Below are 24511 nucleotides of genomic sequence, written 5' to 3'. Positions count from 1 at the left end.
CGCCCCCTGCCCCGCTTCGTCGCGCGATCCCTGGCGCGCATGATCATTGTCCAACGCGTCGACAAGATCGCCGGCGTGAGCGCGGCCCTTCCTGCCAGAATTCCCGCGCGGATCATCCCGAGAGAGCGACCGCGAATCTGAACGAAACGGGAACGAACGAGTGCGCGCGGGGCCCTTGTCCGCCCCGTCGTCCCGCTCCTCCCCCTTCGCCATCGCCGAGATCCCTCCGGCAAGCGCCCCCCGCGCTTGCGGTCTCCTGTCCGCCGGGAAGGCGCCATGCCGGAAAACGCGCCTCCGGACTGCGATTTCCGGCTTTGGCGGTGACAAGAGGCCATGCTAAACGGTGGCTCGCCGCCAACGGACGTGTGAGCGTGCATCGCAACCGCGTTTCGCGCAAGACGAGTATTTCCCTGGTGGCCGCATGCGAACGCCGGCAACGGCCGCTCCCGGCCGGCTGAACCGCAGGCTCTTGGCCGACCGGGCGTCCCGGCACCCGAGACCGCCAACCCACGACCGACGCACAACGAACAACAAGGCTCTCCATGACCGCTCCTGTCGTCACCCGCTTCGCGCCCTCGCCCACCGGCTTCCTGCATATCGGCGGAGCACGCACGGCGCTCTTCAACTGGCTCTATGCCAAGCGCTTCGGCGGCAAGATGCTGCTGCGCATCGAGGACACCGACAGGGAACGCTCCACGGACGCAGCAATCGCCGCGATTCTCGACGGTCTGACCTGGCTCGGCCTCGACTGGGACGGCGAGCCGATCTCGCAGTTCGCCCGCGCGCCACGCCATCGCGAGGTCGCCGAGGAATTGATCGCCGCCGGCAAGGCCTATCGCTGCTACGCCACCCAGGAAGACCTCGCCGCCATGCGCGAGGAGCAGCGCGCCAAGGGCCTGCCGCCGCGCTACGACGGCCGCTGGCGCGACCGCGCCCCCTCCGAGGCGCCCGAAGGCGTCGCCCCGGCGATCCGTCTCAAGGCCCCGCTTGAAGGCGAGACGGTCATCGAGGACCGGGTGCAGGGCCGCGTCGTGTTCCCGAACAAGGATCTCGACGACCTCGTGCTGCTGCGCTCCGACGGCACCCCCACCTACATGCTGGCCGTGGTGGTCGACGACCACGACATGGGCGTAACCCACATCGTGCGTGGCGACGACCACCTGACCAATGCCGCCCGCCAGACGCTGATCTACCAGGCTCTCGGCTGGGAGGTCCCGGTCATGGGGCACATTCCGCTCATTCACGGGGCTGACGGCGCCAAGCTCTCCAAGCGCCACGGTGCGCTCGGCGCGGAGGCCTATCGGGCCATGGGCTTCCTGCCGGCGGCGATGCGCAACTATCTGGCAAGGCTCGGCTGGAGCCATGGCGACGATGAGATCTTCTCCACCGATGACATGATTTCGTGGTTCGACCTCGACGCCATCGGCCGCTCGCCCTCGCGCTTCGACCTCCAGAAGCTGGAGAACCTCAACGGCCACTACATGCGCGCCAGCGAAGCCGACGCGCTGATGGGCGATCTGAAGACCTTCCTGCCGCATTGGGAAAACGGCGCACCGGTGCTGGCCTGGCTGGAAGAACCGGCCAACGAGGCGAAGCTCGAGGCCTCCATGCCCGGGCTCAAGGAGCGCGCCAAGACGCTGGTCGAACTCACGCAGAGCGCCGATTATCTCTGGGTCCAGCGCCCGCTCGCCGTGGACGAGAAGGCGACGAAGCTTCTGGATGCGGAGGGCGCGCGCGGCGTGCTCGCGGCTCTGGCCGAGCGCCTCTCGGCGCTGGAGAGCTGGTCGGCGGAAACCGCCGAGGCCTGCGTGCGCGCTTATGCCGAGGAAGCAGAACTGAAGCTCGGCAAGGTCGCCCAGCCGCTGCGTGCGGCGCTCACCGGCCGCACCACGTCTCCGCCGATCTTCGACGTTCTCGAAGTGCTCGGCCGGACGGAATCGCTCGACCGCATTCGCGACCAGGCCGACGCCTGACGATCTTGTCCGCTCCCCGCAAACCGGCGGCTTGCGTCCGTTTTTCCGCTGGGGCAGAACCTCCTGCCCTTGCGGAAAAACATGACACTTCGCTCACCATGAGACGAACGCCCTAGGGCGCCGCGCTTGCGGGGAGCGGACAAATGGGATACGCAACATCCGACCTTTCCTCCTGCCGCGCGGTCGGTCCGTCTCTCCCCTCTCCGGAGAGACCGGCCTGATTACCCGCCGGCTCCTGTCTCAAAATGGGGGTAGCCTATATGAGCGATAAGAATGCCAAGCTGACCATCGGCGATGAGTCTTACGACCTTGCCGTGCGCGAGGGCTCTGTCGGTCCGGATGTGATCGACATCGCCGCCCTTTACCGCCAGACCGGCCGCTTTACCTACGATCCCGGCTTCACCTCCACCGCCTCCTGCGAATCCGCCATCACCTATATCGACGGCGACGCCGGCACGCTGCTTTACCGCGGCTACCCGATCGAGCAGCTTGCGGAACACGGTGACTTCCTCGAGAGCTGCTATCTTCTGCTGTACGGCGAGCTGCCGACCAAGGCGCAGAAGGACGACTTCGTAAACCGTGTGACCTATCACACGATGATCCACGAGCAGATGTCGCGCTTCTTCTCCGGCTTCCGCCGGGATGCTCACCCGATGGCCGTCATGGTCGGCACGGTCGGCGCGCTGTCAGCCTTCTACCACGACTCGACCGATATCTCCGATCCGCACCAGCGCATGGTCGCTTCCCTGCGCATGATCGCCAAGATGCCGACGATCGCGGCCATGGCCTACAAGTACCACGTCGGCCAGCCCTTCGTTTACCCGCGCAATGATCTCGATTACGCGTCGAACTTCCTGAACATGTGCTTCGCGGTTCCCTGCGAGGACTACAAGGTCAACCCGGTGCTTGCCCGCGCCATGGACCGGATCTTCATCCTCCATGCCGATCACGAGCAGAACGCCTCGACCTCGACGGTGCGTCTGGCGGGTTCCTCCGGCGCCAATCCCTTCGCCTGCATCGCGGCCGGCATCGCCTGCCTCTGGGGCCCGGCACACGGCGGCGCCAACGAGGCGGCGCTCACCATGCTCTCCGAGATCGGCACCGTCGATCGCATTCCGGAGTACATTGCCCGCGCCAAGGACAAGAACGATCCCTTCCGTCTGATGGGCTTCGGTCACCGGGTCTACAAGAACTACGACCCGCGCGCCCGCATCATGCAGAAGACCACCCACGAGGTTCTGGCCGAGCTCGGCGTGCGGGACGATCCGCTCCTCGACGTTGCCATGGAACTGGAGCGCATCGCTCTCAGCGACGAGTACTTCATCGAGAAGAAGCTCTACCCGAACATCGACTTCTACTCCGGCATCACCCTGCGTGCGCTCGGCTTCCCGACCACCATGTTCACGGTGCTGTTCGCGTTGGCCCGCACCGTCGGCTGGATCGCGCAGTGGAAGGAAATGGTCGAGGATCCGTCGCAGAAGATCGGCCGCCCGCGCCAGCTCTACACGGGCGCTGCGCCGCGCGATTACCTGCCGGTTTCGCAGCGTCGCTGACGCGCGCTCACGCACCCCGCAAAAATGCGAAAGGCCGCCCCCTCGGGCGGCCTTTTTGCTTTATCAGGAGGAGATCGTCGCTAATCTTGTGCTGCCTCTTGTTCCTATCAGGTTCGACAGATGTCTCGCCAGATCAGCATATTCTCGCCGGCAGACGTTGGCGCCTATCCCTTGCGGGTCGTCGAGTTTCCCCGTGCCCCAGGCAGTCGCGTTGCGCGGGGCGATGTGATCGTGCGGCTGGAGGGCCCGCGAGGCGCGCTTCAGCTCGCGGCCCCCTTCGACGCAACCATCCTAAAAAGCCAGGTGCTCACCGGCACGACACTCGAGACACGCACGGCTCTGCTGAAGCTGGACGTGGCGGAGGCGGATCTCCCCTCACAGCCAAAGGCCGCGGCGCAGCCGCCGCGCGGGGAGCCTGAGAAACCCGCGGCACCGACCACGGCGGCCGAGGCGCCCCAAAGCGCGAGCACGCAGACGAGCCACTATGTCCATCCGGCCTTTGCCGATCTCGCTGGGGCGGCGGGTGGCGGCTCCTCAGGCTCTTCCCCGCGTGGCGAGGTCCCACAGTCCTCCGGGCAAGAGCGCAAACGCCGCCGCGCACGCACAGGCTTCTGGCTTGCCGGAACCGCAGCCGTTCTCGCCTTCATCTGGTGGAGCTTGCCGGAAACGCGCAGGGTCATCTCCTACGGCATGTGGGACCGCCCCGTCCTGCTCATGCGGGCCGCCAGAGCCGACATGCGCCTTCTGCCGAGCCGGGTTGTCAGTGGACTGGGCAGTCTTGCCGGGTTTCCCTCAGGGCTGTTTGCGGATGACAGTCCCGGTTTCGCGATGGCCGACTCCGGCACGGCGAAACTTCGCTGCACGGGAAAACGCACCTATTTCTTCGCGGGCTCGCTCTTCACCGGCGGCAAGGAGAGCGATACGACGACGGAGGACGGCCTGGCAACGGTCGCCTTCGACTTCGATCGTAAGAACGCCTGCATGCGCTTCGGCAAGGTGCTGACCTATCAGGACGGCTCGCTTCACGACGATCTCGGCCCGCAGAACTGCGCCGACTACGCCCGCTCCGACGACATCGTGTCCATGTTTACGTTCATGGCCTTCGGCAATCAGTTCCAGGACCGGACCGTTCTGGAGCTCGGGGACATGCGCCTGCGGTACACGGAGGGCGAGTACAATTCCGAAGACCAGTCCAACATCTCGCAATCCACGGCATGGGCGCTGACGTGCGCGCCCGCCAGCTAGATCAGGAGCACGGCCGGAGGCGCCGGCTCGCTCATCCCTTGCCGGCTGTTGCAACCTCGGCAACCAAGCGCGCGGCGGCGCCTGCCTGGCTTTCGCCCCCCTCCAGCCGCATCACCTCGTCCAGTCGGGCGAAGGCCTCGAGTTGGCGGGAGCGGGCAGTGCCCGGGGAGAGAAGCGGGCGCACGGCGTCGGCCAGCGCCACGCCGTTGGCCTCGTCGTCGAGAAACTCCGGCACGACGGACTCACCCAGAATGATGTTCGGCAACACCATCGAGGTGACCGAGGCGATGGGCAGAAAGCGGTTCAGGTCCTTGATGCGACGGTAGAACCAGTCCAGCTTGTACGCCACGATCATCGGTACCCCCGAGATCGCCAATTCCAATGAAACCGTGCCCGAAGCGGCAAGCGCGGCGTGGGCGCGGCGGAAGGCAGCATGCTTGTTCGCCTCCCCGGAAACGATCTCGACTTGCACCGGCCAGGTGGCGACGGCCTCCTCGATGCGCGCCCTTTGTCGGGGCACCGCCGGCAGCACGACCTCCAGGTCGGCCCGCTCGCGCGCCAGGATCTCGACCGCCCTGCCGAACTCCTCCAGCAACCGCGAGACCTCGCTTCCCCGGCTGCCGGGCAACACCAGCAAAACAGGACGGGCGCCCTGCTCCAGCGCGCTCCGCTCCCCCTCCGCGGGACGCAGCCGCGCACTGTGCTCGATGAGCGAATGGCCGACATAGTCCGTCGGTGGTCCGCCAAGGCGCGCGTGCACCGCAGGTTCGAAGGGCAGGATCGCCAGCAGCCGATCCACATAGGCCGCCATCTTGCGCGCCCGCCCGGGCCTCCATGCCCACACCGAAGGCGACACATAGTCGACGATGCGTACATGCGGCGCGCGGCGGCGAACCCGCTTGGCCACATTGTGGGTAAAGTCAGGGCTGTCGATGATGACAAGCACGTCCGGGTTCCAGGAAACAACGTCATCGACGGTCTGATAGACCCGACGCACAATGGTCGGCAGACGCGCCAGAACCGCCGTCATCCCCATCACGGCAATATCCTCGATGGGAAAGAGCGTCTCCATCCCCTCGCCCATCATCCGCTCGCCGGCGACACCGCGAAACTCCACCGCCCCGGAAAGACGCGCCCGCAGCGCCCGCATCAGCGGCGCGGCGAGCTGGTCGCCGGACTCCTCCCCAACCACAAGATAGACACGCAGCGGCGCTTGCCGGGTCATGAGGCGTTCTCCGTGGCAGTGGCCGTATCGAGACCGAAGAGGAAAAGACCGTGCTCGCGCGCCGCTGCCTCCGTGCGTGCACGCTCTGCGATGAGAACGCGCCCCGCCTCGATGCCGATGCCGGAAAGCCCCGCCTCGACGCAGCCCGCCACCGTGTCGGGGCCGATCGTCGGCAGGTCGACGCGCAGGTCCTGCCCGGGCTTGGCGCATTTCACCAGCACTCCGCCCGTCCCGCGCACCCTGCGGATGCGGCGCAACTCAGCGCAGCGCGCCAGCATGGCATCGGTGCCTTCGGCCCCCTCGACGGCGATCACCCGCCGGCCGACGGAGACCGCCGCCTGTCCGATATCGAGCCGACCGAGTTCCGCCACCGCTTGCGCGGCAAGAGCCAGATCCGCGGCCACATCGCCCCTGGGAGCGGCGCCGACGAGCGCTCCGGGCAACGCCAGCAGCGACGGCGCGATCCGATGCGCCCCGATGACGCGGAACCCGTCGTCCTCGAAAAGCCGTATGACCTTTGTGAGCAGACTGTCGTCGCCGCCGGCCAGCGCCGCGATAATACGCGGCAGTCGGCGCATGGTGCCGAGATCGCCGATGATCTCACGCATCTCCGGACGCTTGGTAATGCCGCCAATCATCACAAGATCGCGGCAATTCTCTCGCATGAGAAGATCTGAAAGCTTGCCGATCTGCCCGAAGCCGAGCCAGGTCGGCGCGAAGGCATCTATGGAGGGATCGGCCTCGCCCTTGATGGCGATTACGACGACGCGCCGTCCGGCGTCACGCGCCGCGGCGATCACCTCGCCTGGCAATCGCCCGCCGCCGCAAATGACGGCGACAGGCTCCGCCCCGCTTCCGATGCGGGTGGAGGCACCGTCATCGCGGCCCGCCACGGCTCAGCCGTCCAGTGCGGGCGTGCAGAAACGCCGGTCGGACTCCGCCAGGATGAAATCGGTAACCCGGCGCACCAGGGAGCCATCCGCGTGTGCAGCGGCAACGGCCTCCGCGCGATGACGCAGCGTGCCGTCCTCGCTCTCGAAGAGCTCCTTGTAGGCACTGCGCAGCGCGTGGATCTCCTCACGGGCAAAGCCGTGACGCTTCAGGCCGACGAGGTTAAGGCCGTTGAGCCGGGCCCTGTTGCCCATGACCATGCCGAAGGGAATGAGATCGTTCTCAAGGCCGGCGAGACCGCCGACAAAGGCATTGTCGCCAACGCGGGTGAACTGGATCACAGCAGCGCCGCCACCCATGATGACGTTGTTCCCGACCGTGACATGGCCGGCGATCATCACGTTGTTGGACAGGATCACGCCATCGCCGAGACGCGAATCGTGCCCGACATGGGAATTTGCAAGAAAGGCGCAGCGGTTGCCGACCACGGTTTCCAGCCCGCCGCCCTCGGTGCCCGCGTTCATCGTCACGCCTTCGCGGATGATGCAATCGGTGCCGATGACAAGGCGCGCCTCCTCACCCTTGAACTTGAGGTCCTGGGCGTGGTGACCGATCGAGGCAAAAGGAAACACCGTCGTGCGAGCGCCGACCGTCGTGCGACCAGCGACAACCACATGCGACTTCAGCTCGACCCCATCGCCAAGGACAACCTCAGGCCCCACATGGCAGAGCGGGCCGATCTTGACACCCTCGCCGAGCCTGGCTCCGTCTTCGACAACCGCGCTCGGATGCACATTCCCGGACATTACCACCGCCTCAACCGTCCACCAGCATCGCGCTGATTTCCGCTTCCGCAACCTTGACGCCATCGACCAGAGCGACGCCGTCGAACTTCCAGATGTTGGTCCGGTTGCGAATCTTCTTCATGTGATACTCGACCCGATCGCCAGGCTGAACCGGCTTGCGGAACTTCGCCCTGTCGATGGTCATGAAATAAACGAGCTTGGGAGACCCGGTGTCGCCGCGCGAATTGACACAGAGCGCACCGGCGGTCTGCGCCATGCCCTCGATCAGGAGCACACCCGGCATCACCGGCTGTCCGGGAAAATGACCCATGAAGTGCGGCTCGTTGGCCGTCACGTTCTTGATGCCAATGCCGGACGCGTCGCCATCCATCTCGATGATACGGTCGACCATCAGGAACGGATACCGATGCGGCAACAGCTCCATGATCCGCATGATGTCGGCGCTGTCCAGCGTGCTCGTCTTACCCTCGCTCATCTCGACGTCCTCAAATCCTGTTCTTCATTGTTATTTCTTGTTCGAGCGGTCATTCAGACCCCGCTCCGCAAGCTTGCTCAAGGTCATGACCTCACGGAACCAGACTTTTACCGGTTTCGCGGGCACACCGCCATAGCGCGCGCCGGCCGGCACATCGCCTTCCACCACGCTGACGGCGGCGATCTGCGCGCCCATGCCGATGGTGACGTGACCGCGCACGCCCGACTGACCGCCGATGGCAACATAGTCCTGTAGCGTGGCACTGCCGGAAATGCCGACCTGCGCGACGATCACGCAGTGCCGGCCAATCACCACGTTGTGGCCGATCTGCACCTGGTTGTCGATCTTGGTGCCCTCGCCGATGATCGTGTCGCGGTTCGCGCCTCGGTCAACGGTGGTGTTGGCGCCGATCTCGACGTCGTTCTGGATGATGACACGGCCGATCTGGGGCACCTTCAGGTGGCCGGCTGCGCCCATGGCGAAACCGAAGCCGTCCTGGCCGATGCAGACGCCGGGATGCAGGATCACCCGGTCGCCGAGAAGCGCGTATTGCAGCACCGCATTTGCGCCGACCGTGCAGTCGCGGCCGATGCGCACGCCGCGCGCGATGATCGCGTTCGCCTGGACATGCGAGCCGGACCCGATTTCCACGTCCGCGCCGATCACCGCTCCGGCTTCGACGACGACGCCCTCCTCAAGCCGCGCCGACGGGTCGATGCGCGCCAGCGGCGAAACGCCCTCAGTGCCCTCGAAGACGGGAGGACGCAACGCGGCGGGATAGAGCTTGCTGAGCACGATGCCCCAGGCTCGGTAGGGTTCGCCGACCACAATGGCGACGACCCCCTCGGGAACCTTGTCCGCATGGCGCTTGCCGATGAGGCAGGCGGCCGCACGCGTTTCCGCGAGCATCGGCAGGTACTTGGTGTTGTCAAAGAAAACGAGCTGGCCGGGTGCGGAATCCTCGAGCGGACCGACGGTCGAAATCATCGTCTCGTCGCCACCGCGCGGGAGATCTCCTCCCACCCAATCGGCCAGCTGGCGAACCGAGACGGGCTCGAAAGGCGCAAGGAATACCGGATCGCTCATGGTTGTCCCATAATAAAGCCGGCCGCCGGGTTACGGCGGCCGGTGTTCATGTCATCCCCGGGCAATCGCCTTAGAAGCGGGTGCCGCCGCCGATCCGGAAGAACTGCGTGCGGTCGCCGGTCTGCTTGATGATGGGCCAGGCGAAATCGGCGCGCAGCGGGCCAAAGGGCGAGGCCCACTTGATGCCGAAGCCCGCCGCAACACGCGGCTTGAAGTCGTTGGACTGCACCGAACCGGCGTTCTGGCTACCACCGCAACCGTCCTTAACCTGCACACAGGCAAGGATCGCCGGATCCGTGTCCCACACCGCGCCGAAATCGGTGAAGACAGCGCCGCTGAGGCCAAGCTCGCGCGGCAGACCGAAGATCGGGAACTCCGCCTCGGCGTTGGCATGGACATACCAACGTCCACCGAGCGCATCGCCGGTCGTGGCATCGCGCGGGCCGATGCCCTGGGGCTCGAAGCCGCGCAGCCAGTTGTCGTTGTGCTGGAACTGGTCGGACGCACGCAGATCGCGACCGATGCCGGCGATATAACCGCCGCCGCCGCGCAGGATACCGACAACGCCCCACTCGGGAAGGATTTCCTTGTAGGCGCGCGCATCGACAGTCGTCGAGATGTAGCGGGAATTACCACCGAGACCGGCAAATTCCTGACCGAAGGTCGCGTAGAAACCGTCGCGCGGATCGACGCGGCTGTCGCGGGTGTCATAGACCAGCGAGTAGCCGATGGCAGAAGTCAGGTTGTGACCGAGCGAGCTCTGCAGACCGTTCGAAAGCGCGGTGGTGTCCTGCTTCAGATCCTGGTCGAAGATCCGGTAGATCAGGTTCAGACGGAGCTCGTCATCGCGCAGCGGCAGGCCGAGACCGATGGAACCACCGGTCGTCGTCAGGTCGTAGTTGCGGTAGTCGTTCTTGTCATAGGCGCGACGATAAACATCGAGCGACAGGGCCATGCGACGACCGAGGAAATACGGCTCGGTAAAGGCGAACTCGTAGGACTGGGTCGAAGTACCACCAGCAAGGCGGGCGCGCACGAACTGGCCGCGACCGAGGAAGTTCTTTTCCTGGATGGTCACATCGCCGATGACGCCGTCCGAGGTGGAATAGCCGACACCGAAGCCGACTTCACCCGTGGGCTGCTCCTCGACATCGACGTTGATGACGATCTTGTCCGGCGCACTGCCGCGCTCGGTCGTGATCCGCACGTTCTTGAAGAACTGGAGATCCTTGAGGCGACGCTCTGCCTTGTCGACCAGCACGCGGTTGAACGCATCGCCCTCGGCGAGGTCGAACTCACGACGGACAACGTACTCGCGGGTGCGGTCGTTGCCACGCACGTTGATACGCTCGACGTAAACGCGCGGACCTTCCTCGATGTAGTAGGTCAGCGAAATCGTATGGTTCTCGTAGTCACGCTCGGCACGCGGACGGATCTGCGCGAAGGCGTAGCCCTGGCGCGACACGTCGAGCGTCAACGCCTCGAGCGACTTCTCGACATCGAGCGAGGAATAGGTGTCGCCCTGCTGCGTGCGCAGCTTGCGACGCAGCTCTTCCGGATCGACATCCGCCAGCGAGGTCTCGAGACCGATCTCGCCGAAGTCGTACTGGTCGCCCTCTTCCACGGTGAACGTCACGTAGAAGACGTTCTCCTCGCGATCGAGATCGGCAACGGCCGAGACGATGCGGAAGTCGGCATAGCCATGACGGTAGTAGAACTGGCGCAGCATCTCCTGATCCGCATCGAGACGATCCGGATCGAAATTGTCGGTCGTGCGCAGGAAGCTGAGCAGACCGCTCTGGCGCGTGCGGATCACGTCCCGCAGACGACCATCGGAGAAATTCGTGTTGCCGATGAAGGTGATACGCTCGATGCCCGTGCGATCGCCTTCGTTCACCTCAAAGACCAGATCCACACGGTTGTTCGACCGGGAAATGATCTTCGGCTCGACGGACGCGCGATAGCGGCCGGAGCGACGGTAGGCCTCGAGAATGTTCTGAACGTCGGACTGAACCTTGGCACGGGTCAGCATCGAACGCTCCTGGGTGCGCACAACACCCTCAAGCGTCTTGTCGTTAAGGCGCTTGTTGCCCTCGAAGGAGATCTTGTTGACCATCGGATTCTCGACCACCGAGACGACAAGCGTGCCGCCTTGCTGGGAGATCTTCACATCCTCGAAGAGGCCGGTCGCGAAGAGGGTCTTGAGCGATTCGTCGACATCGGCGGGGCCGTAGGGCCGGCCGGGACGAATGGTCAGGTATCCCTCGACGGTCGCAGCCTCGATGCGGGTGTTTCCCTGCACCGCGATACGGCTCGCAACGGCGGCCTCGGCCTGCGAGACACCGATCGCCGGAAGCGATGCCGGAAGCAACGGCGCCACCCCGCCCATCAGAGCGGATACCAGGAGCGTTTTGGTCAGTTTGTGCATACGCTGCATAAAAACGCTTCGCTTTCGTTTTTCCCTCGGGACCGGGAAAGCGCCGCAAACACGGCTGATACGGTCCAGATTCTTTATATCCGTCAGTCGTTTTACAGGCTTTTGCCGGAGACGCAACCGCCCAGGCGAGACCGACGCGGTTTCGCGCCGGATCGTTGCAACAGCGACACGCTTGCCAGAAGCGCGCCACTGCCGGATCCAGGCTCAAACCACCTCTTCCCGCCGGATCCGAAGGCGGGAAGGAGCGCGCCGCTTACAACGACGTCAGACGCATCATGTCGTTCCAGGTGGCAAACACCATGAGGAACAGGACGATGGCAATGCCGATGCGGAACCCGTACTCCTGCGCCCGCTCGCTGAGCGGCCGTCCCCGCAGGGCCTCTGCCGCGTAAAACAGCAGGTGACCACCGTCAAGCATCGGGATCGGAAGCAGGTTCAAAAGGCCGATGCTGACCGACAGAACCGCCGTCAGGTTGAGCAGCGCTGCGAACCCAAGGGTCGCAACCTGACCCGAAATCTGCGCGACACGGATCGGACCGCCAAGCTGGTCGGCCGATTCCCGTCCGGTCACGACGCGCGACAGATAGCCCGCGGTCCGCGCCACGACGAACCAGGTCTCGCGCACGCCCTCGCCGAGCGCCTCGACCGGGCCGAAGCGCTTGGTGACCACATCTTCGGCGCTGGCGCTGCGGCTGACGCCAAGCAGCCCGACACTCTGCACGTTGCCGAAGCGGTCGGTGATTTCCTCAAGCTTCGGCGTCACCGTCAGCGTCACGGCGCTCGCGCCACGTTCGACCTCCATCGACAGCGGCTGGCCTGCATGGAAGCTGATGATGCGCTGCAGGTCGGAGAAGGTCTCGATCTTCTGCCCGTCCACGGCGACGATCAGGTCGCCCGGCAGGATGCCAGCCGCCTCGGCGGCGCTTTCCGGCTTCACCGCATCGACGCGGGCGCTGATATCAGAGCGCCCCAGCGTGCCGAACAGGGCCGCGAAGATGACAATCGAAAGGATAAAGTTGGCGACCGGGCCGGCGGCGACGATGGCCGCGCGGCGCGCCACGGACTTGGTCTGGAACGCTCCGGCGCGCTCATCTGGCGACATGGCGTCAAGCGCGGCGCGATCGGGCGTGCTCGCCTCGTTCTCGTCACCGGCGAATTTCACATAGCCGCCGAGCGGGATCGCGCAGAGCTTCCAGCGGGTGCCATGCCGGTCGTTGCGGCCGATAAGCTCCGGCCCGAAGCCGACGGAGAATGCGTTGACCCGCACCCCGCACCAGCGCGCGACGAGAAAATGACCGAGCTCGTGGAAAAACACCACGATCGTCAGGACAAAGAGGAACGGCAGGAGATAGCCCGCAGCCGACCCGAAGAGCGATCCGATCAGTTCCATGTCGTCTCCAAATGCGGCCCCAGTGTGCGACCGTGACGTTAACAAGCCGTTGGTCCGGCGAGATCTTCTCAGGGGCCCTTGGCTGCGCCCAATTCGCCGGCGACCCGTCGCGCCCGGGCGTCGATGGCCAGCACGTCCTCGACGCTCGCCGGAGCCTGCAGCGCACCTTGCCCCGAGAGCCGGTCGAGAACGCGCTCCGCGAGGGCGGAGATGTCGAGAAATCCGATGCGCCGCGCCAGGAACGCCGCCACCAGCACCTCGTCGGCAGCGTTGAGCGCGGCCGTCGCCGCGGTGCCCCTGGCCATGGCGGCTCGCGCCAGTCCAAGCGCGGGAAACCGCGCGAGATCCGGCGCCTCGAAGGTGAGCGATCCCAATGCGGCGAGATCAAGGCGTTCGCACGGGGTCTCCATCCGGCGCGGCCAGGCAAGGCAATGAGAGATCGGCGCTCGCATGTCCGGCGCGCCGAGCTGGGCCAGCACCGAACCGTCACGGTAGTGCACCATGCCATGGATCACCGACTGCGGATGGACAAGCACGTCGAGCCGCTCGTCGGCGAGCGCGAAGAGATGATGAGCCTCGATGATCTCGAAGCCCTTGTTCATCATCGTCGCGCTGTCGATGGAGATGCGCGCGCCCATGCTCCAGTTGGGATGCCGCAGCGCCGCTTCCGGCGTCACAAGCGCCATCTCGGCCAGAGAGCGGGTGCGGAACGGTCCGCCGGAGGCGGTGAGCGTCAGCTTCTCGATCTGATCGAAGTTCTGCCGCTCGAAAACCTGGAAGATGGCGCTGTGTTCCGAATCGACCGGCAGCAGCGTCGCCCCGCCTGTCCGCGCAGCCGCCATGAACAGATCGCCGCCGCAGACGAGGCATTCCTTGTTGGCCAGGGCAATGGTGGTGCCCTGCCCCGCGGCCGCCAGCGTCGGCCGCAGTCCGGCCGCACCGACAATCGCCGCCACCATCATGTCGACAGGTCGCATCGCCGCCTCGACGATGGCCGCCTCACCGGCCGCGGCCGTGATCCCCGTTCCGGAAAGCGCCTCGGCAAGATCCGCGTAAGCCGCCGGATCGGCAACCACCGCGTGGCGCGCGCCAACGCGCTGCGCCGCCTCGGCCAGCGCGGCGGCGCTGGAGTTGGCCGTCAGCGTGTCGATCTCGAAACGGCCCGGATTGCGGGCGACCAGGTCGAGCGTGCTCGTGCCGATCGACCCGGTCGCGCCGAAAACCGAAAGCCGAAGCGGCGCACCCGCCCGGTCAGCGTCGCCGTCGGGTCGTTGCTGCTCGTTTCGCAAGGGTCACAGTCCTTGTGTGTTCAGGAACGCGGCGGCCGGATCGGCAAGCTGGCCGCCAATCGCAAGCGCCGTCAGGTAGCCAAGAACGGCGGCCCCGACGACACCGTCGATCCGGTCCATCACGCCACCATGGCCAGGAATGATCGTCCCTGAATCCTTCACGCCGAAACGGCGCTTCAGGGCCGATTCGGCAAGGTCGCCGATCTGCGCGTAAATCGAGAGCACGCCAGCGGCCAGGATCCAGGCGAACGCGGGGGCAAGCGCGGAGAAACCAGACGTCACCGCGCCGACGACAAGCGCGCCGCCAAGGCCTCCGAGCGCGCCACTCCAGGTCTTCTTGGGTGAGACCCGCCGCCACAGCTTCGGTCCGCCGACCTTGCGGCCAACGAAATAGGCGACAATGTCCGTCACCCAGACCACGAGGAAGAGGAACAGGATCAACAGCGCCCCTTCCGATCCCTGTCGCAGCAGAATCAGGACGATGCCCGTCGCTCCCGCGTAGAGGGTCCCGCAGGCAAGCCAGCGGTTCGGCGCATGGCTGCGCGCCAGACCCGACAGATAGAGACCGAGCGCCACGACAAAAAGAATGCCGAAGGCCGTCTGCGCATCACCGAGATACGTCAGCAGCAGAACCGCCAGCACGCCGACATGGGCCACGGCGGCAGCGACGAGGTCTCCCCCTGCCCCGACGATCACGCTCCATTCGCGCAGGAGAACCGTCGCCAGCAGCGCCGACATCAGCGCAAAGGCGATGCCGCCGAAGTAGATCAGCGCGAGCGCGGCAGGAACAAGGAGCGCTGCCGAAAGAGTCCGCAAGGCAAGCTCGCTCGCCCCACGAGGGCCCGGATCCCCCCCTCCGGCATCGCCCGTCATCTTGCCACTTTCGCGGAAAGCCCGCCGAAACGCCTGTCGCGCGCCGCATAGGCGGCAAAGGCGCGATCGAGCGCCGTTTCGTCGAAATCGGGCCAATGCAATTCCGAGAAATAGAACTCGGCATAGGCCGCCTGCCAGAGCAGAAAATTCGAAAGACGCTGTTCCCCGCTCGTGCGGATGATGAGGTCGGGATCGGGAAGATCGGCGGTGTCGAGACCGCCCGCCAGGCATTCTTCGTCCACATCCTCGGGCGAAAGACGGCCGGCGGCGACCTCCTCGGCAAGCTTGCGCGCCGCCCGGGCGATCTCGTTGCGCCCGCCGTAGTTGAAGGCAACGACGAGACGCATGCCCGTGTTGTCGCGCGTCAGCGCCTCGCCTTCCTCGATGAGACCGAGGATGGAGCGGTCGAGGCCGTGGCGCTCGCCGATCATCGAGACCCGCACGTTCTGGCGGTGAAGCTCCGCGATATCCCGGCGGACGAACCGCTCAAGCAGGTTCATCAGGAAGCCGACTTCGGCGGCCGGACGGTTCCAGTTCTCGGAGGAGAAAGAGAAGATCGTCAGAACCTTGACGCCGCGCGCGGCGCAATGGCCGACGGTGCGCCGAAGTGCGGCAACCCCGGCCCGGTGCCCCTCGGTGCGCGGCAGGCCGCGTGACACGGCCCACCGTCCATTGCCATCCATGATCACGGCAACGTGTCGCGGCACCCCGTCGCGCGCGCCCGCCTCCGCCTCAGCGGAGACGTCGAGGTCTGCCGTCACCGTCATCGGATGCTCCTGTCCCAAAGTCCCTCCTCCCGGTCTCGCGTCAGACCTGGGAGATTTCCTGTTCCTTCTTGGCGAGGGTCGAATCGATCTCGGAGATCATCTCGTCCGTCATCTTCTGAACGCGGTCGGCCGAAACGCGGCTCTGATCCTCGCCAATGTCGCCATCCTTCTCGAGCTTCTTCAGCGTGTCCATGCCATCACGGCGGACGTGGCGCACGGCGACCTTGGCCTGCTCGGCATATTTGTGAGCGAGCTTGATCAGGTCCTTGCGGCGCTCTTCGTTGAGCTCGGGAATGGGTAGGCGCAGTGTCATGCCGTCGACGACCGGGTTGAGGCCCAGGTTCGAATCGCGGATGGCGCGCTCGACCTTGCCAACCATGGTCTTGTCCCACACGGCGACCGAAATCATGCGCGGCTCCGGCACGCTGACGGTCGCGACCTGGTTGAGCGGCATCTGCGAGCCATAGGCCTCGACCGTGACCGGATCGAGCATCGTGGACGAAGCCCGGCCCGTGCGCAGCCCACCCAGATCGCTCTTCAGCGAATTGAGCGCGCCCGTCATGCGACGCTCGAGATCCGCGTAGTCCACATCCTGGTCGGCCATATCCATGTCTCCGCTTGCACTGGCGTTTTGACCGCCCCCGCATGGGGAACGGTCTTTGTGCGTCTTATTTCCATGACGGACAGGGGAAACGCAAGCGCTTCCAGCCACGCACCATGGGATGACGCGCTTGAAACACCGGATTGCGGGGCGCGGTGAAGCGCACCCGCCGCCGGCGCGCCGGATCAGTCCGAGATGACGGTGTACAGTCCCGCGCCGTTCATGACGTCGACCAGCGCGCCCGGCGTGCGGATCGAGAACACGATGACCGGAATACGGTTGTCGCGCGCAAGGGCGATCGCCGTTGCGTCCATCACCTTTAGGTCGCGACCCAGAACCTCGCCCGGCGTCAGCGTGTCGTAACGCTCCGCATCGGGCACCTGCTTGGGATCGGCAGAGTAGACGCCATCGACGCTGGTCCCCTTGAGGAAGGCGTCGCACCGCATTTCGGCCGCGCGCAGCGCAGCGCCGCTGTCGGTGGTGAAGAACGGATTGCCCGTGCCACCCGCAAAGACGATGACGTCGCCGTCCTCCATGTAGCGCTCGGCGCTACGCTGGGTGAAGGTCTCGCAGATGGAGGGAACCGGAACGGCGGACAGGACGCGCGCAGGAACGCCAAGACGGCGCAGTGCGTCGGCCAGTGTCAGGGAGTTCATGACGGTGGCGAGCATGCCCATGTGGTCGCCGGTGACCCGATTGCCGCCCTTGGCGGCCACGGCAACGCCGCGAAAGATGTTACCGCCGCCGACGACGACCCCGACCTGGGCTCCCAGGCTGACCGCCTCGGCGATTTCCTTGGCCACCCGGTCGACGGTCTCCGGATCGATCCCGAAGTCCTGCGATCCCATCAGCGCCTCGCCCGAGAGTTTTACGAGCACGCGCCGCCAGCGAAGTTTTCTCGACATTTTTTTCTCGTCGTTATGGTTTTCCGGGTGACGCCGGAGCGCATGCGCTCACGTTGACCCGCACGGTCGCGACGTCGTTTCCCGCGACCGTCAGTGCACAGAAAAAAGGCGCCGGTTTGACCGGCGCCTTGTTGCTTGCGGCTCAGTTGCCTACCGCTGCCGCGACTTCCGCCGCGAAGTCCGTCTCTTCCTTCTCGATCCCTTCGCCAAGGGCGAAGCGAACGAAGCCGGTGAGCTTGACCGGAGAGCCGATTTCCTTGCCGAACGCCTCGACAGCCTGCTCGACGGTCTTGTCCGGATCGATGACGAAGGACTGCTTGGTCAGCGTCACTTCCTCATAGAACTTGCGCAGACGGCCCTCGACCATCTTCTCGATGATGTTTTCCGGCTTGCCCGACTCGCGCGCCTGCTCGGAAAAGATCTGGCGCTCGCGGTCGACGACGGCCGGATCGAGATCCTCGACGCCGAGCGACAGCGGGTTGGTCGCGGCAACGTGCATCGCGATCTTGCGGCCGAATGCGGTCACCGCCTCGGCGTCGCCCTCGGTCTCGAGGCCGACCAGAACGCCGATCTTGCCGAGACCATCGGAGATGGCGCCATGGACGTAGGTCGCGACCGCGCCCTTGGAGACGGAAACGACGGCGGTGCGACGCAGCGACATGTTCTCGCCGATCGTTGCGATCGAGTCCTTGATGGTGTCGCTGACGGACTTGTCGGAGCCCGGGAAGGTGGCGTTGCCAAGAGCCTCGACGTCGCCATCGGCGGACAGGGCAGCCTTGGAGGTGCCGGAAACGAGGGCCTGGAAGCCGTCGTTGCGTGCCACGAAGTCGGTCTCGGAGTTCAGCTCGACGACGGCAGCCTTCGTGCCCTCGGATGCGACGCCGACCAGACCTTCGGACGCAACGCGGTCGGCCTTCTTGGCGGCCTTGGCGAGACCCTTGGTACGCAGCCAGTCGATGGCCGCTTCCATGTCGCCGTTGTTCTCGGTCAGGGCTGCCTTGCAGTCCATCATGCCCGCGCCGGTCTTCTCGCGGAGCTCTTTCACCATTGCAGCGGAAATGCTCATTAGTCGCCTCGTTGACGGGTGTTCACCCCGGCAGGCTTAGCCGAGGCCTCACGTAAGGTTTATGACAAAGACGTACGACAGAACGGCAACCGGCGGCCACGAGGGCCGCCGGAGCCGTATCAGGTCATTCGACCGCTGCTGCCGGGGCGTCCTCGGCAACGCCTTCCTCGGCGGCCAGAACCGGCTCGACCGGCGCTTCCTCGGCCGAACCGACGTCGATGCCCATGCCACCCTGGGCGCGGGAAATGCCGTCGATGGCGGCGCGTGCGATCAGGTCGCAGTAGAGGCCGATGGCACGGCCGGCGTCGTCATTGCCCGGAACCGGGTAGTCGATGCCGTCGGGATCGCAGTTGCTGTCGACGATAGCGGCGACCGGAATGCCCAGGCGACGGGCTTCCTGGATCGCGATGGCCTCGCGATTCGTGTCGATCACGAAGATCAGGTCCGGAAGACCGCCCATGTCCTTGATGCCGCCAAGGTTACGCTCGAGCTTCTCGCGCTCGCGATCAAGGAACAGACGCTCCTTCTTGGTCAGGCCGCTCGGGCTGCTCAGCGTCTCTTCGACCTTGCGCAGGCGCTGGATCGACTGGGAGATGGTCTTCCAGTTGGTCAGCATGCCACCAAGCCAACGGGCGTTGACGTGGTACTGGGCCGAACGGCGAGCTGCCTCGGCGACCGGCTCCTGCGCCTGGCGCTTGGTGCCGACGATGAGAACGCGCCCGCCCTGGGCGACCTTGTCGGACACAACCTTCAGCGCCTGATGCAGGAGCGGAACGGTCTGAGCCAGGTCGAGAATGTGGATGTTGTTGCGAACGCCGAAGATGTAGGGACCCATCTTCGGATTCCAGCGGTGCTTCTGGTGACCGAAGTGGACACCGGCTTCCAGCAGCTGGCGCATAGTGAAATCGGGCAGGGCCATGGCCTTGCTTCTCCTTAGATTTTCCGGTTGTACCTCCGCAGGGCGTGCCTTCGCTCGCGCGTCGACACCGGATGGACCCCGTCCGTGACGAAAACCGACCCTGCGTGTGGAATGCGCGCGTTATAATCTCGCGCACGGCTCAAGACAAGCCCGCAGGCCCTCCCAAATCGCACAAACGCACAATTCCATCCATCTGCGGACGGTGAAAACCCCGCCAGCGCCCGCAAGCGTCGCCCCAAACAGTCTGACGTAAGGTCAGGAAAGCTGCACCTCGACCACGCCGGGAATCGTTTTCATGGCGCCGGCAATCTGTGGCGAGAGCCGGTAGCCGCCTGGCAGCTTCACCTCGACTTCACGTCCGCCATTGTCGAGAAGCACCACGACGCTCACCTCTCCCTCGCCGCGCTCGCCGAGATGTCGGGGCAACCGCCGGGCGGCATCCGGATCGCGCAGGAACACGGTGAGGTTCTGCTGCACGCGCGCCGCCTCGTCCTCCAGCGGGCGAACCGACTGGATGCGCAGGCTCGGCTCGTCGTCGCGCATGTCCGCTCCTACAAGCAGCACCACGGAACGCCCCGGCTCGACCGCGTCGCGAAACTGGGCCAACGCCTCGGAAAACAGCAGCGCCTCATACTGGCCCGTCGGGTCGGAAAGCCGCACGATGCCCATGCGGTTACCGGAGCGGGTCTTGCGCTCCTGGCGCGCCAGAACGGTTCCCGCAAGGCGGCCGGCGCTTGCTCCCTGCTTCACCGCCTGGGCGAACTCGCTCCACATCTGCACCCGCATTCGCTTCAGCAGCGGCAGGTAGGAATCGAGCGGATGGGCGGACAGATAGAAGCCGATGGCGCCCTGCTCCCGCTGCAGCTGCTCCTCAGCCAGCCACGGCTCGGCGTCCGGCAGATGCACCGTCTCGCCTTCCGCGCCGCCGCCGAACATGTCGTTCTGACCGCTCAGGGCCTGTTCCTCGGTGCGTTGCGACACACCGACGATTCGCTCGATGCCGGCCGAAAGCCGGGCCCGTACCTGCTCGAGTACATCGAACGCGCCGGCATTGATCAGGCTTTCCAGGATCCGCTTGTTGAGCTGCTTGGCGCTCACACGGCCGGCGAAATCGCCAAGGGTCCGGAAAGGCCGGTCGCCGCGCATCTCGATGATGTGCTCGACCGCCCCCTCGCCCACTCCCTTGATCGCCCCCATGGCATAGCGGATTGCATTGCCCTCGACGGTGAAATGCACGCCCGAGCGGTTGACGCAGGGCGGGCGCACCGGAATGCGCATGCGCTTGGCCTCGACGCAGAAGTCCGACAGCTTGTCGGTATTGCCGAGATCCAGCGTCATGGAAGCCGCCATGAACTCCACCGGATGGTTCGCCTTCAGCCAGGCGGTCTGATAGGAGACGAGCGCATAGGCGGCCGCGTGCGACTTGTTGAAGCCGTAGTTGGCGAACTTCGCAACGAGGTCGAAGATCGTGCCCGCCTGCCCCTTGTCGACGCCGCGCTCGACAGCGCCATCGACGAAGCGGGCGCGCTGCACCTCCATCTCCGCGGCGATCTTCTTGCCCATGGCGCGGCGCAGCAGATCGGCTTCGCCGAGCGAGTAGCCCGATAGCACCTGGGCAATCTGCATCACCTGCTCCTGGTAGACGATGATGCCGTTCGTCTCCTTCAGGATCGGTTCGAGCAGAGGATGCAGATAGTCCGCTTCCTGCTCGCCGTGCTTGACCGCATTGTAGACCGGGATGTTGTCCATCGGGCCGGGTCGATAGAGCGCGACAAGCGCGATGATATCCTCGAAGCGGTCCGGCTTCATGCCCGCGATGGCCCGGCGCATGCCCTGGCTTTCAAGCTGGAACACGCCCACGGTCTCGCCGGCGGCAAGCAGCCGATAGGTCGCCGGGTCGTCCATCGGCAATCCGGCGATGTCGACCTCGATGCCCTTGTCGGCGATCAGCTTCACCGCTGTATCAATCACCGTCAGCGTCTTCAGGCCGAGGAAGTCGAACTTCACCAGACCGGCCTGCTCCACCCACTTCATGTTGAACTGGGCGACCGGCATGTCGGAGCGCGGATCGCGGTAGAGCGGCACGAGCTGCTCGAGCGGCCGGTCGCCGATGACCACGCCGGCGGCGTGCGTCGAGGCGTGCCGGTAGAGCCCCTCGAGCTTCTGCGCCATCTCCAGAAGCTTGGCGACGGTCTCGTCATCGTCGCGCGCCTCCTGCAACCGAGGCTCATCGCGGATCGCCTGTTCCAGCGTCACCTGCTGGCCCGGAGCCGCCGGCACCATCTTCGACAGACGGTCGACCTGACCATAAGGCATCTGCAGCACACGGCCGACGTCACGCAGCACGGCGCGCGCCTGCAGTGTTCCGAAGGTGATGATCTGCGCCACCTGCGCCCGCCCGTATTTGTCCTGGACGTAGCGGATCACCTCTTCGCGCCGGTTCTGGCAGAAATCGATGTCGAAATCCGGCATCGACACGCGTTCGGGATTAAGAAATCGCTCGAAGAGAAGCGCATAACGCATTGGATCTAGATCGGTAATCGTCAACGACCACGCAACCAGAGAGCCAGCACCCGAACCACGGCCCGGCCCGACCGGAATGTCATGCGCCTTCGCCCACTTGATGAAGTCGGCAACGATCAGGAAGTAGCCGGGAAACCGCATACGCTCGATGATACCGAGCTCGTAGTCGAGCCGCTTCCAGTAGTCCTCTTCCGGCATGTCCGGCGCGAGGCCATGCGCCTCGAGCCGCTGCACGAGCCCCTCCTTCGCCTGCCGGCGCAGCTCCTCCACCTCAGCGGCGAAAGCGGCTTCCGGGTCGGCGGAGGCACCGGCGAACTGCGGCAGGATGGGCTTGTGCTTGAGCGGTCTGGTCAGGCAGCGGCGAGCGATCTCCACCGTGTTGGCGGTCGCCTCTGGCAGATCGGAGAAGACCTCCAGCATTTCCGCGCGCGTCTTGAACCGATGCTCCGGCGTCAGCCTGCGGCGGTCATCCTCGGCGATCACCCGGCTTTCGGAAATACAGATGAGCGCATCATGCGCCTCGTAGTCGTCGGCGGTGGCGAAGAAGGGCTCATTGGTCGCGACGAGCGGCAGGCCCATGTCGTAGGCGGCCGCGATCATCTCCGGCTCGCACGCCACCTCGTCTGCCAGACCGTGGCGCTGCAACTCGACATAGAGCCGGTCGCCGAAGCCCTCGGCAAGCACACGGAGCCGCGCCCGCGCCTTGTCCGTGTCTCCGGCGATAATGGCCTGGCCGACAGGGCCGGCGGCTCCGCCCGTGAGCAGGATGACACCCTCGGCATGGGCGCAAAGCCGCTCGGCGGTGACATGCGCCCGGGTCGAGGGATCTGTATCGAGATAGGCGCGGCTCACCACATCCATCAGGTTGGCGTAGCCCTCGTCGCCGGCGGCGATCAGCACGACCTCGCTCAGGTGCACCGTCTCCCGGCCGCGCTTGACGCCACCATCGCAGAAGTCGACCGGGATCTGTACGCCGACGAGCGGCTGCACGCCGGAGCCCCAGGCCTTCTCGGAGAACTCGAGCGCGCTGAAAAGATTGGAGGTGTCGGTAACGGCGATCGCAGGTTGCTTGTCGGCCTTGGCAAGGTCGAGAAGCCGGCCGAGCTGCAAGGCACCCTCAAGCAGCGAATAGGCGGAATGGGTCCTGAGATGTACGAAGCCGACGTCGTCCATGGCGCTTACCGGGATGCTGGGTTTTCGCGCGATCACGGCACCTTGTCACAAGGCCCGCCCGCAGCGCCAGTCTTCCCCCCGCGTCGCCCCCCTGTCGAGCCAAAGCACCCGCCGGTCCCCAGAAAGACGCCCCGCCTGGGGATCGTTTCACCCGCGACCTCCGCCCGCTCCGGTTGCCCGAACGGACATCGGCGGCTTCAGACGGCCAGGAGTTCAGCCACGACATTGCCCCAGACCAGCAGCGTCACAGTGAAGAGCGAAAGCGCTCCGAAAGCGATAACATCCTGAACGGTCTCTCGAATTTCTGTGAACATGGCGCCCTCCCGTGTTCCGTGGTTCCGATGAGGTTTATTATGTTCACTATTTGTTCTTTTGGCAATACCCGCAATTTCAGGCACGGTCAGGATGGTAAACGCCGAGTAAAGCCCCGCAACCGCCGCGCGCGGCACACTGCCTTGCCAACACAGGCAACCAAAAGAAACAGAGACACCTGGGAAGAAAGGAGGGTGAGCAGCACAAGCGCGCCGCAAGCGTCCGGCTTCGCGGCTGCTGGCAAACGGCGGGCAAGCGCTCACAAAGGGAGAGGAAGCGTCTGCCGGCTCAGAGCTCGACCACCTGCTGGTCGCGCAGGGTGATGCGCCGATCCATCTTGCCGGCGAGTTCCATGTTGTGCGTGGCGATCAGCGCCGCGAGCCCGGAGGCCCTGACCAGCGCGACAAGCGCTTCGAACACATAGGAAGAGGTCACCGGATCGAGATTGCCGGTGGGCTCGTCGGCGAGAAGAATGCTCGGCGCATTGGCGACCGCGCGGGCGATGGCCACCCGCTGCTGCTCGCCGCCGGAAAGCTCCGAGGGGCGATGGTCGGCGCGGTTGCCAAGCCGCATGTACTCAAGCAGCTGAGCGGCGCGCTGGCGCGCCTCCGACTTCTCCAGCCCGCGAATGAGCTGCGGCATCATCAGGTTCTCCAACGCCGTGAACTCCGGCAGGAGATGATGGAACTGATAGACGAAACCGATCTTGTTGCGCCTGATACGGGTCCGCTCGATATCCGCAAGCCTGCCGCACTCGACGCCGTCGATATGGATCTCGCCGCTGTCCGGGCGCTCCAGCAGGCCGGCGATTTGCAACAGCGTCGACTTGCCCGCACCGGAAGGCGCAACCAGCGCCACCACCTCGCCCGGATGCAGAGCGAGGTTGGCGTTGGAGAGAATGTCGAGACGCCCCTCGCCTTCGCGAAAGCCGCGGCTGATCCCGGCAAGCACCAGCGGCAGGGGGGCGACGGTCGTGTCCATGTCGATGTCCGATGCGGCCAT

At 65.4% G+C, this 24511-nt stretch carries 19 protein-coding genes; 3 read left to right on the top strand and 16 right to left on the bottom strand.

The genetic code is table 11. From position 1 onward, the window contains the following. Window positions 1-542: 542 nt before the first annotated feature. The 3 genes from gltX (at window position 543) to ACSLUQ_RS06245 (ending at window position 4771) form a co-directional block, all read left to right on the top strand. Window positions 543-1973 (top strand): glutamate--tRNA ligase, encoded by a 1431-nt coding sequence (gene gltX / locus ACSLUQ_RS06255; protein ID WP_417773228.1) that lies wholly within the window; start codon window positions 543-545, stop codon window positions 1971-1973. Between the two features lie 260 nt (window positions 1974-2233). After that, window positions 2234-3526 (top strand): citrate synthase, encoded by a 1293-nt coding sequence (gltA, locus tag ACSLUQ_RS06250; protein WP_417773227.1) that lies wholly within the window; start codon window positions 2234-2236, stop codon window positions 3524-3526. Window positions 3527-3646: 120 nt separating this feature from the next. Beyond that, complete coding sequence (locus ACSLUQ_RS06245) at window positions 3647-4771, top strand: hypothetical protein (RefSeq protein WP_461807991.1); 1125 nt, start codon at window positions 3647-3649, stop codon at window positions 4769-4771. A 31-nt stretch (window positions 4772-4802) separates the two neighbouring features. Here ACSLUQ_RS06245 and lpxB read toward each other — a convergent pair whose 3' ends face one another. From lpxB to ACSLUQ_RS06165, 16 genes are all read right to left on the bottom strand, one after another. Beyond that, window positions 4803-5996, bottom strand: a complete 1194-nt coding sequence (lpxB, locus tag ACSLUQ_RS06240) for a lipid-A-disaccharide synthase (protein ID WP_417773225.1) — start codon at window positions 5994-5996, stop codon at window positions 4803-4805. Next, window positions 5993-6889 (bottom strand): LpxI family protein, encoded by an 897-nt coding sequence (locus tag ACSLUQ_RS06235; RefSeq protein ID WP_461807990.1) that lies wholly within the window; start codon window positions 6887-6889, stop codon window positions 5993-5995. The genes lpxB and ACSLUQ_RS06235 overlap by 4 nt, the downstream gene beginning before the upstream one ends. Window positions 6890-6892: 3 nt before the next feature. Then, window positions 6893-7693, bottom strand: coding sequence for an acyl-ACP--UDP-N-acetylglucosamine O-acyltransferase (gene lpxA / locus ACSLUQ_RS06230; RefSeq protein WP_417773223.1), 801 nt, complete (start codon window positions 7691-7693; stop codon window positions 6893-6895). Window positions 7694-7703: 10 nt separating this feature from the next. Further along, entirely contained in the window at window positions 7704-8168 is a 465-nt protein-coding gene (gene fabZ, locus ACSLUQ_RS06225) for a 3-hydroxyacyl-ACP dehydratase FabZ (protein ID WP_417773222.1), read from the bottom strand. Window positions 8169-8198: 30 nt separating this feature from the next. Next, window positions 8199-9254, bottom strand: coding sequence for a UDP-3-O-(3-hydroxymyristoyl)glucosamine N-acyltransferase (lpxD, locus tag ACSLUQ_RS06220; RefSeq protein WP_461807989.1), 1056 nt, complete (start codon window positions 9252-9254; stop codon window positions 8199-8201). 70 nt (window positions 9255-9324) lie between these two features. Next, entirely contained in the window at window positions 9325-11691 is a 2367-nt protein-coding gene (gene bamA / locus ACSLUQ_RS06215; RefSeq protein ID WP_461807988.1) for an outer membrane protein assembly factor BamA, read from the bottom strand. A gap of 253 nt (window positions 11692-11944) precedes the next feature. Then, window positions 11945-13081 (bottom strand): RIP metalloprotease RseP, encoded by a 1137-nt coding sequence (gene rseP / locus ACSLUQ_RS06210; RefSeq protein WP_417773219.1) that lies wholly within the window; start codon window positions 13079-13081, stop codon window positions 11945-11947. 68 nt (window positions 13082-13149) lie between these two features. After that, entirely contained in the window at window positions 13150-14370 is a 1221-nt protein-coding gene (gene dxr / locus ACSLUQ_RS06205; RefSeq protein ID WP_461807987.1) for a 1-deoxy-D-xylulose-5-phosphate reductoisomerase, read from the bottom strand. Between the two features lie 3 nt (window positions 14371-14373). Next, window positions 14374-15186 carry a phosphatidate cytidylyltransferase gene (locus ACSLUQ_RS06200; RefSeq protein ID WP_461807986.1) on the bottom strand — a complete coding sequence of 271 codons (813 nt, stop codon included), beginning with the start codon at window positions 15184-15186 and terminating at the stop codon, window positions 14374-14376. A 53-nt stretch (window positions 15187-15239) separates the two neighbouring features. Further along, complete coding sequence (locus tag ACSLUQ_RS06195) at window positions 15240-16010, bottom strand: isoprenyl transferase (protein WP_417773216.1); 771 nt, start codon at window positions 16008-16010, stop codon at window positions 15240-15242. A 40-nt stretch (window positions 16011-16050) separates the two neighbouring features. Continuing rightward, window positions 16051-16614, bottom strand: coding sequence for a ribosome recycling factor (frr, locus tag ACSLUQ_RS06190; protein WP_417773215.1), 564 nt, complete (start codon window positions 16612-16614; stop codon window positions 16051-16053). Window positions 16615-16796: 182 nt separating this feature from the next. Beyond that, the gene (gene pyrH / locus ACSLUQ_RS06185; RefSeq protein ID WP_417773214.1) at window positions 16797-17516 is read right to left on the bottom strand and encodes a UMP kinase; all 720 of its coding nucleotides are present in this window, start codon (window positions 17514-17516) and stop codon (window positions 16797-16799) included. A 142-nt stretch (window positions 17517-17658) separates the two neighbouring features. After that, entirely contained in the window at window positions 17659-18582 is a 924-nt protein-coding gene (gene tsf, locus ACSLUQ_RS06180; RefSeq protein WP_417773213.1) for a translation elongation factor Ts, read from the bottom strand. 124 nt (window positions 18583-18706) lie between these two features. Further along, window positions 18707-19501 carry a 30S ribosomal protein S2 gene (rpsB, locus tag ACSLUQ_RS06175; RefSeq protein WP_417773212.1) on the bottom strand — a complete coding sequence of 265 codons (795 nt, stop codon included), beginning with the start codon at window positions 19499-19501 and terminating at the stop codon, window positions 18707-18709. 255 nt (window positions 19502-19756) lie between these two features. Then, window positions 19757-23197 carry a DNA polymerase III subunit alpha gene (dnaE, locus tag ACSLUQ_RS06170; protein ID WP_461807985.1) on the bottom strand — a complete coding sequence of 1147 codons (3441 nt, stop codon included), beginning with the start codon at window positions 23195-23197 and terminating at the stop codon, window positions 19757-19759. A gap of 600 nt (window positions 23198-23797) precedes the next feature. Continuing rightward, on the bottom strand, window positions 23798-24511 hold the full coding sequence (locus ACSLUQ_RS06165) for an ABC transporter ATP-binding protein (protein WP_417773210.1): 714 nt from the start codon (window positions 24509-24511) through the stop codon (window positions 23798-23800).

The sequence above is a fragment of the Stappia sp. ICDLI1TA098 genome (genome assembly GCF_054880955.1).
Note: the sequence above shows the minus strand (reverse complement) of the source record. Positions and strands in the feature narration are given on the sequence as shown.